This is a genomic window from Chitinophaga ginsengisegetis (assembly GCF_900168065.1).
Taxonomy (GTDB): Bacteria; Bacteroidota; Bacteroidia; order Chitinophagales; family Chitinophagaceae; genus Chitinophaga; species Chitinophaga ginsengisegetis.
The window spans coordinates 2195206-2211080 of record NZ_FUZZ01000001.1; the positions used below are offsets into that span (position 1 = coordinate 2195206).

Genomic DNA, 15875 nt, shown 5'->3' on the forward strand with positions numbered 1-15875 from the left:
TTATTGCGGAATTCATTGAAGTAATTATTTTACAGAATTTTGCGTATTTAGCAGCACAATAAAGAAGCATACATGGCAAAAAATTTAGTTATAGTTGAGTCCCCGGCGAAAGCCAAGACCATAGAAAAAATATTGGGCAAAGACTTCGAAGTCAGGTCCTGCTTCGGTCACATACGTGACCTGGAGAAGGATGACATGGGGATAGACATTGAAAATAACTTCAAGCCTAAGTATGTGATCCCGGAAGATAAGGAAAAGGTGGTGAAAGAGCTGAAGAAGCTGGCGAAGGATACCGATGAGGTATGGCTGGCAACGGATGAGGACCGTGAAGGGGAGGCCATTTCCTGGCATCTGTGTGAGGTGTTGAACCTGGACCCTAAAACGACCAAACGTATTGTTTTCCATGAAATCACCAAGCCGGCTATAGAAAACGCAGTACAGCATCCACGCAAACTGGATATGGACCGTGTAAACGCACAGCAGGCCCGCCGTATCCTGGATCGCATCGTAGGTTTTGAAATCTCCCCGGTACTGTGGCGCAAAATGAGTATGCGCAACTCCCTGTCCGCCGGCCGCGTACAATCCGTGGCAGTACGACTGATCGTAGAAAGGGAAAGAGAGATCAATACCTTTACTTCAGTGAGCACCTTTAAAGTGGAAGCCTATTTCACCGGTAAGGATATAAATGGTAAAAGCATTTCTTTCAAGGCAGATGGCCCCGGCAAATTCAAAACCGCGGAAGATGCGGAGAAATTCCTGGAACAATGCGTTGGAGCTGCCTATACGGTAAAAGACATACAGGTTAAACCAGGTAAAAAATCGCCCGCAGCGCCTTTTACCACTTCCACCCTGCAACAGGAAGCCAGCCGCAAATTAGGCTACAGCGTTTCCAAAACCATGTTGCTGGCCCAGAAGCTGTATGAAAGCGGTAATATCACCTACATGCGTACTGACTCCGTAAACCTGTCGGATACCGCCATCAGTGAAATTGAAAAAGCAATTAAAACCAGTTTCGGTGACAAATACCATCAACACCGGAAATTCAAAAATAAAAATGAGTCCGCACAGGAAGCGCATGAGGCCATCCGTCCTACCTACATGGAAAACACCACGGTAGATGACAGCGATACCCGCAAACTGTACGAACTGATCTGGAAACGTACCATCGCCAGCCAGATGGCGGATGCGGAACTGGAAAAAACCACCGCAAAAATCGATATCTCTACCAACCACGAAGAGCTGAGCGCCAGCGGGGAAGTACTGAAATTCGACGGCTTCCTGAAAGTATATATGGAGAGCCACGACGATGAGGATGAAACAGAAGAAGAACAGGAAGGCTCCTTACCGCCACTGGCAGTAAAACAGTCGCTGGACCTGAAAGAAATGAAAGCCACCGAAAGGTTCTCCCGCCCGGCTCCGCGTTACACGGAAGCCAGCCTGGTAAAGAAACTGGAAGAACTGGGCATTGGCCGTCCATCTACCTACGCACCTACTATTACCACTATCCAGAAGCGTAATTATGTAGAAAAAAGAGATAAGGAAGGAATAAAAAGAGATTTCCGTATCCTGACCCTCAAGGCAGATAAGATCACTAAACAAACCGATGCAGAAAATACCGGCGCGGAAAAATCAAAATTATTCCCCACCGATCTGGGAATGATTGTAACCGACTTCCTGAACCAGTATTTTAATAATGTAATGGACTACGGCTTTACCGCCAAAATTGAAGGGGAATTTGATGAAATTGCCAGCGGTAAGAAGGTGTGGAACACGATGATCAGCGAATTTTATTCTCCTTTCCACAAAGATGTGGAAAACACCCTGGAAAATGCAGAACGTGTAAAAGGAGAACGCCCGCTGGGTACCGATGCCGCCAGCGGTAAGCCAATTGTAGCCCGTATGGGCCGCTATGGCCCGATGATCCAGATAGGCAGTGTGGAAGATGAGGAAAAGCCACGCTTTGCCAAATTAAAGTCCACACAAAGTATCGAAACCATCACGATGGATGAAGCGATGGAATTGTTTAAATTGCCTCGTAATCTGGGGCAGTTTGAGGACTCTGACGTAATTGTAAACATTGGCCGTTTTGGTCCTTATGCACAGCACGATAAGAAGTTCTATTCCCTGAAAAAGGAAATGGACCCTTACACCGTGGAACTGGATGAAGTAGCGCCGCTGATTGCGGAGAAACGCACTGCCAAAGACGAACGGACCATTAAGATATTTGAAAAAGAGAAAATTCAGATCCTGAAGGGCCCATATGGTCCTTATATTAAGCAAGGCCTGAAGAACTATAAGATACCAAAGGAGAAAATAGATAACGCAGCTGATTTAACAGTGGAAGATGCCAAAGCGATCATTGAAGACGTTAAAGCCAATCCACCGAAGAAAAAGGCGCCTCCCAGAAAGAAGAAAGCTGAATAACACTGTGGTAAGAATATGCTGAAAAATGGGGCAATGATAATAACTGCAGTGTGAAGGGTATGCTTATTATTTAATTTGCCGACAGGATCACATTATTTAATGATTACCACATGATCATAATAATGGTATGAACGAAAACAGAGAAATAAACGCTTTGTTCCACCTGTTGGATGATCCGGATCTGGAGGTATTTGATACGGTTGCCAGTAAAATATTACTGTACGGTAAAGATATCATTCCGAACCTGGAGAATTTGTGGGAGAATACAATTGACGAGGCTATTCAGGAAAGGATAGAACTGCTCATTCACCGGGTACATTACCAGGATTTGCAGGCGGCGTTACGTGTATGGGGACTTTCAGAAACACAGGACCTGATGCAGGGCGCCATACTGGCCGCCCGGTACCAGTTTCCCGATCTCATGGATGCACAGATCATCGCGGAAATAGACCGGATCAAACGTAATATCTGGCTGGAACTCAATAATTATCTTACACCACTGGAACAGATCAATGTGCTCAACAGCATGATCTATAACTACTTTGGCCTCAAAGGAGAAGAAGTTTCCTACCAGCGTAAAAATCAATTTTTTATTAACCAGGTGATAGAATCCAAAAAAGGTAACCCTGTTACCAATGGGATCATCTATCAGAGCCTGTGCGCCATGCTGGATTTACCAGTGTATGCGGTGAATATCCCCCGGCAGTTTATCCTGGCGTATTTCGACAGCTACATTGATTTTTCCACCCCGGTAGAACCTGACGACCACCGGATCCTCTTCTTTATAGATCCCATACAGGGCCAGATCTACACCCAGCAGGATGTGGATACCTATCTGAAAAGAGTATCCGTACCACCGGTGCCTTCTTACTTCAAACCACAATCCAACAAACGCATTGTGCAGTTCTTACTGGAAGAATTATCCAAATGCTTCCGGGACGACAAAGACGCTTACAAACAGGATGAGCTGATCAACCTGGCAAGCATACTCGAAGATTAATCCTGTTACCGGTATACATCACTAAAAAGCCCACCGCATAAGCGATGGGCTTTTTAATTTCTTGCAAGAAAAGATATTATTGTTATAATAATCTCTTACTTAGCTGGAGTTGCAGCAGCAGCAGAATCAACTGGAGCAGTTACAGCAGCAGAATCAACGTGAGCAGCAGAATCAACTGGAGCAGTTGCTACTGGAGCAGCGTTCATAGTGTCTACTGGTGCAGTTGCAACAGAATCAGTAGCAGGAGTGCTACCACCGTTACAAGCAACGAAGAACATGCCAGCGGCAACAGCGAATACGAATAATTTTTTCATTTTTTAGGTTGTTTTATTTTTAAAACCGCCGCAAAGGTATGCAAAAATTATAAAATACAAAATCTGCACTCCTTTTTTCCGGTAAGTATTTATTTTTTTCTGAAGAAGATTTTCAAAGGCACACCCGTGAAATTAAATTTCGTACGGATCTGGTTCTCCAGGTAGTTACGGTATGGTGTTTTCACATCATCCGGGAGGTTACAGAAAAAGGCAAATGCCGGTGTATGCGTAGGAATCTGCGTTACGTACTTGATACGGATAGGAATACCCCTTACCACCGGTGGATGATATGCTTCAATCGCTTTCAGCAACACATCATTCAGTACGGAAGTCTGGATCCGGCGTTTACGGTTTTCGTATACGTCGAGCGCTGTTTCAATAGCCTTGAAAATACGCTGCTTTTCAGTTACGGAAGTGAAGATGATGGGCACATCAGAGAATGGCGCCAGTCGCTCTTTCAGCGTTTTTTCATAATCCCTCGCGGTGTTGGTACCTTTTTCCACAAGGTCCCATTTGTTCACCAATACCACTACGCCTTTACCTTTACGGGCAGCGAGACTGAAAATGCTGAGATCCTGTGCAGTGATACCTTTTTCAGCATCCAGCAACAGCATTACCACATCAGATTCATCTACCGCCTTGATGGCGCGGATCACGGAATAAAATTCCAGGTCTTCATGCACCTTTGTTTTACGACGGATACCTGCGGTATCAATCAGCATGAAATCTTTCTGGAACATATTATAGCGGGTGTGAATGGTATCGCGGGTAGTACCTGCAATATCGGAAACGATATTACGCTCTACGCCTACCAATGCATTCAGCAGGGATGATTTCCCTACGTTAGGCTGACCAATGATCGCTATTTTAGGAATATCTGTATCCAGTCTTGCGTCTTCCATCTCCGGGGTAATAAAGCTTACCACGTCGTCGAGCAATTCGCCGGTACCGCTACCGGTCATGGAAGAAAGGAAGTGGATATGATCGAAGCCCATACTGTAAAATTCTGTGGCTTCCAGCTGACGCTGACTGTTATCTACTTTATTTACTACCAGGAAAACCGGTTTGGAAGTACGACGCAGGATATTTGCCACGTCTGCATCCAGGTCGGTAATACCGGTGGTTACATCACACATGAAGATGATTACATTGGCCTCTTCCATTGCCACTTTTGCCTGCTTGCGAATCTCCCGCTCAAATACATCATCACTGTTGGTTACAAATCCGCCAGTATCGATTACGTTGAAGGTTTTGCCGTTCCAGTCGGCAATACCGTATTGACGATCGCGGGTTACACCGCTCTGGTCATCCACGATGGCCTTCCGTTGTTCCAGTAAACGATTGAACAACGTTGACTTGCCTACGTTGGGGCGACCCACTATAGCTACTGTAAATCCTGCCATTTTTTATTATATTTTGTCGTACTAACCTGGATAATACATCCAGGAATTTTTCAATGATTAATATCCGTATTCCTTCAGGAAAGTGTCGTTGTCGCGCCATTTGCCGCGTACCTTCACAAACAGTTCCAGGAATACTTTCCGCTCAATAAATTTCTCTATCTCCTGCCGGGCTAATGTTCCCAGCTCGCGGATGGATTTGCCCTTTTCACCGAGGATAATTCCTTTCTGGGTGTCGCGGGTTACGATGATTTCAGCAGTGATCTTCGTCAGTGTTTCCTTCTCCTGGAATTGTGTAACAATTACCGTGGTGTGATAAGGAATCTCTTCTTCAAACAGCTGGAATACTTTTTCACGGATCATTTCTGCCACTAAAAAGCGTGTAGACTTATCCGTTAGTGTATCATCCGGGTAGAACGGGTTGCCATCAGGCAGCAGCTTTATTATTTCAGCCAGCAGCTCCTTAATACCTTTCTTCTGCATGGCAGACACGGGTACTACCGCTGCTGCTTTGCCCCAGGCTTTGGCGCGTTCTACTAAAACTTCCATATCCTCCTTGAGGATATTATCCATTTTATTAAGGATGAGAACAATCGGTACTTTCAGTTTCAGTGAATCAAACAATTCCAGGTTTTCTTCCATAGAATCTTTCGAATCCATGATCAGCAAAGCCACATCTGCATCTTCGAGGGCCGATTTAACCGCACCCATCATTTTCTCGTGCAGCTTGTATTTGGGATCAATGATACCCGGCGTGTCAGAAAAAACGATCTGATACGCAGGATCCGTTAATACGCCTGTAATACGGTGCCGCGTGGTTTGCACTTTGGGGGAAATAATAGCCAGCTTCTCGCCGATAATGGCGTTCAGCAACGTGCTTTTTCCCGCATTGGGCTTACCAAAAATATTTACAAAACCTGCCTTATGCATGATGACATTTAAAACCTGGTGATGTTGCTTTCACAACTCAAACTTACCGAAATAAAAAAAGCCGAATTTCTTCGGCTCTTAATCTTTTTTATGGACTCCTCAGTCCTATTTTGTAGCGAGGAGCGGATTCGAACCACTGACCTTCGGGTTATGAGCCCGACGAGCTACCTCTGCTCTACCTCGCAATGAGGGTGCAAAGATACAAATATTTCAATCCACTCCAAATCTTTTTTAAAAGAAACACAAAAAGCCAACCGTAACTGGTTGGCTTTCATATTGGAATGCTTCATACATTGTTAGAATGGAAGATCGTCAGCGGGCTGCTCCTGAACGGGCTCTGCCTCGGGTACGGTCATTTCAGCAACCGGTGTCTTCCGCTTTTCCTCATCCTTACGGCTGAGTAACTGCAGCGAAAACACCCGGAGCCTGATGGCCCCGCATAACGCACCGGTAGCAGTACTCACATAAGCCTCCAGTTTTGGAGCGCCTTCTACGTACACCATTACACCCTGCGTTAAATAAGGAGCTACATTGGCCTTGTCCCAGAGCGAGCAATCCACCCAGGTGGTTCTTTCTTCCAGTATGCCCTGCGCGTTTTTAAAACGCTCATTTACCGCTACCGGAAAATTGAAAACAGTGGCGCCGTTGACTTCTTTTTTCACTACATCGCGGCCAAGATGCCCGATAAACTGAAGTTTCATCATCAGAAATAAAGATTTAAATGATTAAAAATTTATAAAAGATGACTGAGAGAAGTATCTCTGAAAATTACGCCTTTTTCCTTCTCCCAAAAAATAATTTCTGATTTATTATAGATACAAGTATACCTTTGCATTAACACAACACATGGGGTGCCTTACTTTCAGGCTGAGATCACACCCAATGAACCTGGACCAGGTAATGCTGGTTAGGAATGAACTAACAGAAAACAGACATACTTAAAATGAAACAGCTAATGTTATTAGTGCTGCTATCTATAGCAGGCGCTTTACATGCACAATCCCTGGTTACCGGTACCGTTACCAGTAAAGCCAGCGGCCAGCCACTGGAGGGTGTTACCATCTCCGTCAACCAAACCGGCGCTGTTACCGACAGCAGAGGCCACTACAGTATTCATCTTCCTAAAAAAGGAAACTATCCCTTAACCGCCAGCTACATCGGCTTCAAAACATTTACTACTACCATCACGGCGAATAATACCACGCAACTGACGGACATCGCACTGGAAACAACCGCACTGTTTGTAAAGCCGGTGGAGATCAGCAGCTTACGCGCCGGTAAAAATTCGCCTTTCGTAAACACCACTTTAACAGCGGCGGATATTAAAAAACAAAACCTCGGCCAGGATCTGCCCATACTGCTGGATCAGCAGCCCGGCGTGGTAACCAACTCAGACGCGGGTACCGGTATCGGCTACACCGGCATGCGTGTACGCGGGTCCGATATCACCCGTATCAACGTTACGGTAAATGGTATCCCGGTAAACGATGCAGAATCGCAGGGAACATTTTTTGTAAACATGCCCGACTTTGCCTCTTCCGTTAGCAGCGTTCAGCTGCAACGCGGCGTAGGTACCTCTACCAACGGCGCCGCCGCTTTTGGCGCCACGCTGAACCTCAGCACCAACGAATTCAATGAAAAAGCATACGGCGAAATCAGCAACAGCTACGGTTCTTTCAATAGCTGGAAACACACGGTGAAAGCAGGTTCCGGCCTCATCAACGATCACTTCACCATTGATGCACGCCTCTCCAAAATATCATCAGACGGGTATATCGACCGCGCCACTTCCGATCTGCGTTCTTTCTATACTTCCGCCGCCTATGTTTCTGCCAAAACAGCCATCAGGCTCAATGTCTTCTCCGGAAAAGAAAAAACATACCAGGCATGGAATGGCGTACCACAGGCACTCCTGGAAACAGACCGCACCTACAATTCTGCCGGTACCGATAAACCAGGCACTCCCTACGATAATGAAACGGATAACTATCAACAGGATCATTACCAGCTATTCCTGAACCAGGAAATAAATTCACATCTCAACTTTAACGTAGCCTTCCACCTTACCCGCGGACGCGGCTACTACGAACAATATAAAGCGCAGCAAGCCTTCTCGGAATACGGATTGACAGGACCAGTGATCAACGGCAAACAGGTAGATACCACCGACCTTGTCCGGCAGCTGTGGCTGGATAACTACTTCTATGGTTCCGTATTTTCCGTAAACCGCACCGGCAACAAATTCAACTGGAGCCTGGGCGGCGGCTGGAACCGCTATACCGGCGATCATTATGGCAAAATCATCTGGGCGCAAACAGGCATCGGTAAAGACCATGAATATTATAAATATCCCGCCGCCAAAAACGATTTCAATGTTTACTGGAAAGGAGAATATAAACTCACATCTGCACTGAGCATTTTTGCAGATATGCAGTACCGCAACATCATCTACAACATGGATGGCTTTGAAGCTGCACCTACATACATGGCACACGTGAATTATAATTTCTTTAATCCGAAAGCAGGGATCTCGTACAACATTAACCCTACCAACCGTGTATTCGCTTCGGTGGCTATTGCGCACAAAGAGCCTAACCGTGTTGATTTTGAAAACAACTTCGGCGCAGCAACCCCCAAACCGGAAGTACTCCGCGATGTGGAAGCCGGCTATTCATGGAACAACAACATCGCTGCTATCCAGGCGAACGTTTATTACATGAACTATAAAAACCAGCTGGTGCAAACAGGTATGCTCAACGATGTTGGCGCATACATCCGCACCAACATTCCCAAAAGCTACCGCATGGGTATTGAAGTAAATGGAAATGTAAAACTGGGCAGCCTCATGAGCGTAGCCGCCAATGCAGCCTTGAGCCAGAACAAAGTACTGGACTATCATGCCATTACTTACGATGCCGGCTATACGCCGCATACACAGGTGTTCAACAAAACAGATATCTCGTTCTCTCCTTCTTTCGTAGGTGGGTTAACGTTAACCGTGAAACCGGTGAAGAATCTCAACATCGATGTACTGGGTAAATATGTAAGCCGCCAGTATATGGATAACACCTCTAATGTAGCTGGCAGCCTGGATGCCTACTTTGTAAACAACCTGCGTATCAACTACGTAGTGCCGCAACCGTTATTCCGTGAACTAGGACTGCAATTCATGCTGAACAATATTTTCAACGTGAAGTATGAACCCAACGGAAGTACCTACAGCAGCTACGATCAGGCCAGCAACCGCGTGGTGTACGACAATTATTATTACCCGATGGCAGGGATTAATTTCTTTGCCGGAGTGACTATAGGATTCTAAAAGATACAGGCATAAAAAAAGCGAGGTAATCACCTCGCTTTTTTTATGCCTGTATCTTATCAACTATTTAGTAATTTCTCTATCGCTTTATCTACCGATTCAAAAGGGAAACCTTTTATCACCGCATCCATTTGCGCGGCAATCTGTTGCGTTCCTAAATTGCCGATGCTGCCTGCATGGGTATGCTTCACGGCTTTATCAGGAGAGAAGGTACCGTTTTCAATGTCCATGCCTACTTTCTTATAGGCTTCACGGAACGGCGTACCCTGTAACACCAGGTTGTTTACCACTTCTACACTGAACAGGTATTGGTACTTATCATCATCCAGAATGTTTTCCTTTATGCGTACATTTTCCAGCATCAGGCGGCTCATGCGGATACAGTCTTTCAGCGTTTGGAAAGCAGGGAATAAATTTTCTTTCAGCAGCTGCAAATCGCGGTGGTAGCCGGAAGGCAGGTTGGTGGTCATCATGGCAATTTCATTGGGCAATGCCTGGAGTTTGTTGCCATGAGAGCGGATCAGTTCCCATACATCCGGGTTCTTTTTATGCGGCATAATGCTGGAGCCGGTGGTGAGTTCATCCGGAAAGCTGATAAAGCCGAAGTTCTGGTTCATGAACAAACATGCATCCATTGCCATTTTAGCAATGGTAGCTGCGATGCCGGCCAGTGCAAAAGCTACTATTTTTTCCGTTTTACCGCGTCCCATCTGTGCGTATACTACGTTGTAGTTGAGCGCATCAAAACCCAGCAAAGCGGTGGTAAGCTCACGGTCAAGGGGGAACGAAGATCCGTAACCGGCTGCGGAGCCGAGCGGGTTTTTGTTCACTACTTTATAAGCGCCCTGTAACATGGTGAGGTCGTCTACGAGGCTTTCGGCATAAGCGCCAAACCATAGTCCGAAGGAAGAAGGCATGGCAATTTGCAGGTGGGTGTAACCCGGTATCAGGTGTGCTTTGTATGCTTCACTTTTTTGCTGTAACAGGTGGAACAACGCAAGCACTTCCTCGGTCATGGTTTGCAGTTCATGACGCAGGAATAGCTTCAGATCCACCAAAACCTGGTCGTTGCGGGAACGGCCACTATGGATCTTCTTGCCTACTTCGCCCAAACGGCGGGTCAGCAACAGTTCTACCTGCGAGTGGATATCTTCCACTCCTTCTTCCAGTTTAAAATCACCGGATTGAATTTCCTGGTAGATATTTTTGAGTTCCTGTTTTAATATCGTGAGTTCTTCTGCTTCCAGCAATCCTATACTTTGCAGCATGGTGATATGTGCCATAGAACCCAGCACATCAAACGGCGCCAGGAAGGCGTCCATTTCACGGTCTTTTCCTACGGTGAATGTTTCCACCGCTGCTAAGGAGGCTTTATCTTTTTGCCACAATTTCATAATACTATAGTTTTTCCACGCGGTGTTAAAGCGTGAAATTAAAAATCATATTTACCAAAGATACACTACTGGATCATTTCCAGTAACTGGATATAGCTCTGGATACCATCTTTGATTTCATGCAGGTGAATATATTCATCTGCGGTATGTGAGCGGGCAGAATCGCCGGGACCCATTTTCACAGAGGTGGCCGGGATCAGCGCCTGGTCGGACGTGGTAGGCGATCCGTAGCAGGTTTTACCCACACTTATGCCTGCCTGTACAAACGGATGTTCCATAGGAATAAAGGAAGGCCGCATTCTCATGGACCGTGGCTTTACTTCGCAGGATACATTGGCCCGGATCATTTCCAGCAGTTCTTCCAGTGTATATTGATCGGTAGCCCGTACATCCACTACAAAGGTGCAGTCGGCCGGTACTACGTTATGCGCTTTATTGGAGGTATTGATCACGGTGACGCTCATCTTCACGGGGCCTAGTGTTTCCGATACTTTCGGGAAACGGAAATCTTTGAACCAGTTCAAATCAGGCAATGCTTTATACAACGCATTTTCTCCTTCTTCCCTGGCGGCGTGCCCTGCTTTGCCGTAGCTGGTGCAATCCAGTACCATCAGTCCTTTTTCGGCGATGGCCAGTTGTGTTAAAGTGGGTTCTCCCACAATAGCAAACTCAATAGCGGGCAGTTTCGGCAGGATACTTTCTATCCCGTTGGCGCCACTGATCTCCTCTTCTGCGGTGGCTGTGAGGATGATATTGTAGCTCAGGTCACTGCGATGATAAAAATGCAGGAACGTCGCAATCAGGCTAACCAGGCAACCGCCGGCATCATTGCTACCGAGGCCGTAGAGCTTTCCGTCTTCCACATCCGGACTAAAAGGATCGCGGGTATATTGTGGATTGGGTTTTACGGTATCATGATGGGAGTTCAGGAGTATATTACGTTTGGAGGGATCGTAATGTTTATTGAGGGCCCAGATATTATTGAGATGCCGCTCATGCGGAATATCCATTGCCGTCAGGAACTCACTGATCAGTTGCGCGGTGCCGTCTTCTTCGCGGCTTAATGAAGGGGTGGCGATCATCTGTTTGAGCAGGGCCACCGCCACATCATATAGTTTTTCGTTCCACATAGGTTAGCATATTAGAGTGCCTGCCACTTTCGGGGTTGTATTGCTCAGAACATCGTCTGCATGCCCTATCAGCACTTCTTTTACACCATTGTCAATTGCCCCGAAAGCATTTTGCAGTTTAGGCAATATCCCGTCTGTCAGTATTTTTTCTTCCAGCAGTTGCTGGTAAATTTCTTTGTTGATGAGATTAATAACGGATTCATCATCTGCAGGATCACGCAACACCCCTTTCTTTTCAAAGCAGTAAATCAGCCGTACGCTGTAATGTTGCGATAACGCAATAGCCAGCGAAGAGGCAATGGTATCTGCATTGGTATTCAGGATCTGGCCATTACCATCATGCGTAAGCGGGGCAAACACCGGCGTAATACCGGTATCCAGCAATGCTTTCAGCGGACCGGTATGCAGGATCTCCGTACGTATATCTCCTACAAAACCATAGTCGATTTCCTTTACCGGTCTTTTTACCGCAGGAATGATGTTAGCGTCTGCACCGGTTAAACCGATGGCATTACAGCCATTGGCCTGTAATTTGGCTACCAGCTGTTTGTTTACCAAACCACCGTATACCATTGTTACCACGTCGATAGTGTCTGCATCGGTGATCCGTCTGCCGTCTACGTATTTCGATTCAATACCCAGCTTATCACCGATACGGGTAGCAATTTTGCCGCCGCCGTGTATCAGGATCTTTTTACCGGGAATTGCTGCAAACTTCTCCAGGAAGGTTTGCAGCAATTCCGGGTTATCGATTACGTTTCCGCCTACTTTGATAATAAATAAGTCGATCATAATTATCCTTTCAGTATTTCACTCAACACTGCCTGGGCTGCCCATACCCGGTTACCGGCTTCCCGGATAACGATGGATTGCGGACCGTCCAGTACTTCATCTGCAATCACTACATTCCTTCTTACCGGCAGGCAGTGCATTACTTTGGCAGCATTGGTGAGTTTGAGTTTTTCGTTGGTAAACATCCAGGAAGGATCTGTACAGGTAATTTTGCCATAGTCTTTGTAGGAAGACCAGTTTTTCACATATACAAAATCCGCGTCCTGCAAGGCTTTATCCTGATCGTATTCAATCTGTGCATTACCGGAAAATTTCTCATCCAGTTCGTAGCCTTCCGGATGGGTGATCACAAAATCTGCTTCGCCCCATGCGTTCATCCATTGTGCAAAGGAGTTGGGAACAGCCTGTGGCAGCGCTTTTACGTGAGGCGCCCAGGTCATTACCACTTTAGGTTTACGGGCTTGCTGCCAGTTTTCCTTGATGGTAATTACATCTGTTAAACTCTGTAAAGGGTGCAGCGTAGCGCTTTCGAGGCTTACTACCGGCACACCGGCATACTTAATGAACTGGTTAATATATTTCTCTGTATAATCTTCTTCTTTATTTTTCAACCCCGGAAAAGTACGGATGGCCAGTATATCGAAGTACTGTCCCATTACTGCCGCCGCTTCTTTCACGTGTTCGGTGGTGTTTCCATTCATCACCACGCCATCATTCATTTCCAGCGCCCATCCTTCCTTATCGATGTTAAATACGATCGGTTCCATACCCAGGTTCTTTGCAGCGATCTGTGTACTTAAACGTGTTCGCAAACTGGGATTCAGGAATATCATTCCCACTGTTTTGTTCTTACCTAATTCCTTATCCCTGAAAGGATCTTTCTTGTAGTTCAGCGCAATGTCCACTAACCGCGGGACACTGGGAACATCTGCTGTAGAAATAAATTGTTTCATTTCGCTTATAGGCTTTAAACAGGCAGTGGAAAGATGTTAAAGGCACACTGCCTGCCGTACATGGTTGTTTACTTATTTATTTAATGCTTTTCCGAATGCTTCCAGGAACTGATCTGCGTGGGCCTGTGTAAGCGCCAGGGAAGGAAGCAAACGGATCACGTTTGGTTTTGCTTCACCGGTGAAGATCTTATGGGTATGCAGCAGTTCTTTTCTCACGTGTGATAATTCTTCCGGGAGATCTATACCGATCATCAAACCACGGCCTCTTACTTCTTTCACCTTATCAAATGTGCGCAGCTGTTCCATAAGATAGTTACCTACCGTAGCTGCGTTGTCCATCAGTTTTTCCGCCTGTACGGTTTCCAGTACTGCCAGGGCTGCTGCGCAGGCGAGGTGATTACCACCAAAGGTAGTGCCCAGCATACCATACACCGCATGGAATTTAGGTGCAATGATGATGGCGCCGATCGGGAAACCATTTCCCATTCCTTTCGCCATGCTGTAGATATCCGCGTTTACACCCGCAAAATCGTGCGAGTAGAATTTACCGCTGCGGCCATATCCACACTGTACGGAGTCTGCAATGAACACGGCGTTGTGCGCGTCACACAGGCTCCTGATCTTCCGCAGGAAAGATTCGCTGGCTACGTTGATACCACCTACACCCTGGATACCTTCAATGATCACAGAAGATACTTCATACTGCTGGAAAGCCTGTTCCAGTGCAGCTTCATCTTCCCAGGGTAAAAATACCACGTTATCTGTTTCATTTACCGGCGCTACAATCTTCGGATTGTCGGTAGCCGCTACTGCCAGGGAAGTTCTGCCGTGAAATGCTTTCTTAAAGGCAATGACTTTCTTTTTACCGTTGTAAAAAGAGGCCAGCTTCAGTGCATTTTCATTGGCTTCCGCACCGGAGTTGCACAGGAACAGCTGATAGTCTTCCTTACCGGAAACCTTGCCCAGCAAGGCCGCCAGCTCTTCCTGTAAAGGCATCTTTACAGAATTGGAATAAAAGCCTACTTTATGCAACTGGTCTGTAAGGCGCTTTACATAATGTGGATGCGTGTGACCAATAGAGATCACTGCATGCCCGCCATACAGGTCCAGGTATTGTGTGCCCTTGTTGTCCCAAACGTGGGAGTCCTGGGCTTTTTCTATAATGATATCGTTAACGGGATATACGTCGAACAGTTTCATGTTGGCAATAAATTGAAAATGATAAAAACACTTAGAACACGATGGACTTCAGTTTCAGTCCTGCCGTTTCATCCAGTCCGCACATCAGGTTCATGTTTTGCACTGCCTGACCGGAAGCGCCTTTCAGCAGGTTGTCTTCAATGGAATGGATCACCAGTTTGTTACCGGTTTTTTCCAGTTGAATCAAACACTTGTTGGTGTTCACTACCTGCTTCAGATCGATCTGTTTATCGCTTACATGTGTAAACGGATGACCGGCGTAAAAGTCTTTATACAGCTTCACAGCGTCTTCCAGCGATAAGTCGGTTTGCAGGTACGAGGTTACCCAGATTCCTCTTGGATAATCGCCGCGTACGGGAACAAAATTCACCTCACCATTGAAGCCTGGCTGCAACAGCTGCAGGCTTCGTCGTATTTCTTTCAGGTGTTGATGATTCAGCACTTTATAGGTGGAAATATTATTGGCCCTCCAGGTAAAATGCGAGGTAGCCTGTAAGCTTTGTCCCGCCCCGGTGGAACCGGTGATACCGGTGGTATGTACTTCTGTGAGCAGCCCCGCCTTTGCCAGTGGTAACAGGCCCAGCTGGATACCGGTAGCAAAGCAGCCGGGATTGGCAATGTTCTGCGCAGTTTTTATCAGGTCGCGTTGCATTTCCGGTAAACCGTATACAAAAGCGCGGTCCTTTACGGTTTCGCCTAAACGAAAATCCTGGCTCAGGTCAATCACTTTTACATGGGCAGCTACCTCATTTGCTTCGAGGAACTTTTTAGATTCGCCGTGGCCCAGGCAAAGAAACATCACATCAATATCGTTGCTCAGATCGCCGGTGAACAGTTGTTCTGTTTCTCCTAACAGATCTGCGTGTACTGCGTACAAAGGATTGCCAGCATTACTACGGCTATGTACAAACGAAATAGTAACATCCGGGTGATTCAGTAAAAGCCGGATCATTTCACCGCCTGTATAACCTGCCCCGCCTACAATTCCTGCTCTTATCTTTTTATCATTTGCCATTGCC

General features: G+C 46.3%; 13 protein-coding genes and 1 tRNA gene. 3 read left to right on the forward strand and 11 right to left on the reverse strand.

The window, feature by feature from the left end; all coding sequences use genetic code 11:
* Window positions 1-72: 72 nt before the first annotated feature.
* Window positions 73-2424 (forward strand): type I DNA topoisomerase, encoded by a 2352-nt coding sequence (gene topA, locus B5Z18_RS08725; protein ID WP_079468980.1) that lies wholly within the window; start codon window positions 73-75, stop codon window positions 2422-2424.
* Between the two features lie 127 nt (window positions 2425-2551).
* Complete coding sequence (locus tag B5Z18_RS08730) at window positions 2552-3424, forward strand: transglutaminase-like domain-containing protein (RefSeq protein ID WP_079468981.1); 873 nt, start codon at window positions 2552-2554, stop codon at window positions 3422-3424.
* A 95-nt stretch (window positions 3425-3519) separates the two neighbouring features.
* Here the strand turns inward: B5Z18_RS08730 and B5Z18_RS08735 are convergent, their stop codons facing one another.
* From B5Z18_RS08735 to B5Z18_RS08755, 5 genes are all read right to left on the reverse strand, one after another.
* On the reverse strand, window positions 3520-3738 hold the full coding sequence (locus B5Z18_RS08735; protein ID WP_079468982.1) for a hypothetical protein: 219 nt from the start codon (window positions 3736-3738) through the stop codon (window positions 3520-3522).
* Between the two features lie 89 nt (window positions 3739-3827).
* A complete protein-coding gene (gene der, locus B5Z18_RS08740) occupies window positions 3828-5141 on the reverse strand; it encodes a ribosome biogenesis GTPase Der (protein ID WP_079468983.1) in 1314 nt (437 codons plus the stop codon).
* Between the two features lie 57 nt (window positions 5142-5198).
* A complete protein-coding gene (gene era / locus B5Z18_RS08745) occupies window positions 5199-6068 on the reverse strand; it encodes a GTPase Era (protein WP_079468984.1) in 870 nt (289 codons plus the stop codon).
* Between the two features lie 113 nt (window positions 6069-6181).
* Window positions 6182-6253: transfer RNA gene (locus B5Z18_RS08750), tRNA-Met, on the reverse strand.
* A gap of 111 nt (window positions 6254-6364) precedes the next feature.
* Window positions 6365-6772: a single-stranded DNA-binding protein gene (locus B5Z18_RS08755; protein ID WP_079468985.1), complete on the reverse strand. Its 408-nt coding sequence runs from the start codon at window positions 6770-6772 to the stop codon at window positions 6365-6367.
* A gap of 239 nt (window positions 6773-7011) precedes the next feature.
* Between B5Z18_RS08755 and B5Z18_RS08760 the strand changes: the two genes are divergently transcribed.
* Window positions 7012-9387: a TonB-dependent receptor gene (locus tag B5Z18_RS08760; RefSeq protein ID WP_079468986.1), complete on the forward strand. Its 2376-nt coding sequence runs from the start codon at window positions 7012-7014 to the stop codon at window positions 9385-9387.
* A gap of 59 nt (window positions 9388-9446) precedes the next feature.
* Here B5Z18_RS08760 and argH read toward each other — a convergent pair whose 3' ends face one another.
* From argH to argC, 6 genes are all read right to left on the reverse strand, one after another.
* A complete protein-coding gene (gene argH / locus B5Z18_RS08765; RefSeq protein ID WP_079468987.1) occupies window positions 9447-10781 on the reverse strand; it encodes an argininosuccinate lyase in 1335 nt (444 codons plus the stop codon).
* Window positions 10782-10846: 65 nt separating this feature from the next.
* Complete coding sequence (locus B5Z18_RS08770) at window positions 10847-11911, reverse strand: M20 family metallo-hydrolase (protein WP_079468988.1); 1065 nt, start codon at window positions 11909-11911, stop codon at window positions 10847-10849.
* A 3-nt stretch (window positions 11912-11914) separates the two neighbouring features.
* Window positions 11915-12703 (reverse strand): acetylglutamate kinase, encoded by a 789-nt coding sequence (argB, locus tag B5Z18_RS08775; RefSeq protein WP_079468989.1) that lies wholly within the window; start codon window positions 12701-12703, stop codon window positions 11915-11917.
* A 2-nt stretch (window positions 12704-12705) separates the two neighbouring features.
* Window positions 12706-13656 carry an N-acetylornithine carbamoyltransferase gene (locus B5Z18_RS08780; protein WP_079468990.1) on the reverse strand — a complete coding sequence of 317 codons (951 nt, stop codon included), beginning with the start codon at window positions 13654-13656 and terminating at the stop codon, window positions 12706-12708.
* 72 nt (window positions 13657-13728) lie between these two features.
* Window positions 13729-14856, reverse strand: a complete 1128-nt coding sequence (locus B5Z18_RS08785) for an aspartate aminotransferase family protein (RefSeq protein WP_079468992.1) — start codon at window positions 14854-14856, stop codon at window positions 13729-13731.
* Window positions 14857-14887: 31 nt separating this feature from the next.
* Window positions 14888-15871 (reverse strand): N-acetyl-gamma-glutamyl-phosphate reductase, encoded by a 984-nt coding sequence (argC, locus tag B5Z18_RS08790; RefSeq protein ID WP_079468993.1) that lies wholly within the window; start codon window positions 15869-15871, stop codon window positions 14888-14890.
* Window positions 15872-15875: the final 4 nt, after the last annotated feature.

Excerpts from the sequence above, each read along its gene's own strand:
- topA (WP_079468980.1), top strand. The coding sequence starts at position 73 with ATGGCAAAAAATTTAGTTATAGTTGAGTCCCCGGCGAAAGCCAAGACC.
- B5Z18_RS08730 (WP_079468981.1), top strand. The coding sequence starts at position 2,552 with ATGAACGAAAACAGAGAAATAAACGCTTTGTTCCACCTGTTGGATGAT.
- B5Z18_RS08735 (WP_079468982.1), bottom strand. The coding sequence starts at position 3,738 with ATGAAAAAATTATTCGTATTCGCTGTTGCCGCTGGCATGTTCTTCGTT.
- der (WP_079468983.1), bottom strand. The coding sequence starts at position 5,141 with ATGGCAGGATTTACAGTAGCTATAGTGGGTCGCCCCAACGTAGGCAAG.
- era (WP_079468984.1), bottom strand. The coding sequence starts at position 6,068 with ATGCATAAGGCAGGTTTTGTAAATATTTTTGGTAAGCCCAATGCGGGA.
- B5Z18_RS08755 (WP_079468985.1), bottom strand. The coding sequence starts at position 6,772 with ATGATGAAACTTCAGTTTATCGGGCATCTTGGCCGCGATGTAGTGAAA.
- B5Z18_RS08760 (WP_079468986.1), top strand. The coding sequence starts at position 7,012 with ATGAAACAGCTAATGTTATTAGTGCTGCTATCTATAGCAGGCGCTTTA.
- argH (WP_079468987.1), bottom strand. The coding sequence starts at position 10,781 with ATGAAATTGTGGCAAAAAGATAAAGCCTCCTTAGCAGCGGTGGAAACA.
- B5Z18_RS08770 (WP_079468988.1), bottom strand. The coding sequence starts at position 11,911 with ATGTGGAACGAAAAACTATATGATGTGGCGGTGGCCCTGCTCAAACAG.
- argB (WP_079468989.1), bottom strand. The coding sequence starts at position 12,703 with ATGATCGACTTATTTATTATCAAAGTAGGCGGAAACGTAATCGATAAC.
- B5Z18_RS08780 (WP_079468990.1), bottom strand. The coding sequence starts at position 13,656 with ATGAAACAATTTATTTCTACAGCAGATGTTCCCAGTGTCCCGCGGTTA.
- B5Z18_RS08785 (WP_079468992.1), bottom strand. The coding sequence starts at position 14,856 with ATGAAACTGTTCGACGTATATCCCGTTAACGATATCATTATAGAAAAA.
- argC (WP_079468993.1), bottom strand. The coding sequence starts at position 15,871 with ATGGCAAATGATAAAAAGATAAGAGCAGGAATTGTAGGCGGGGCAGGT.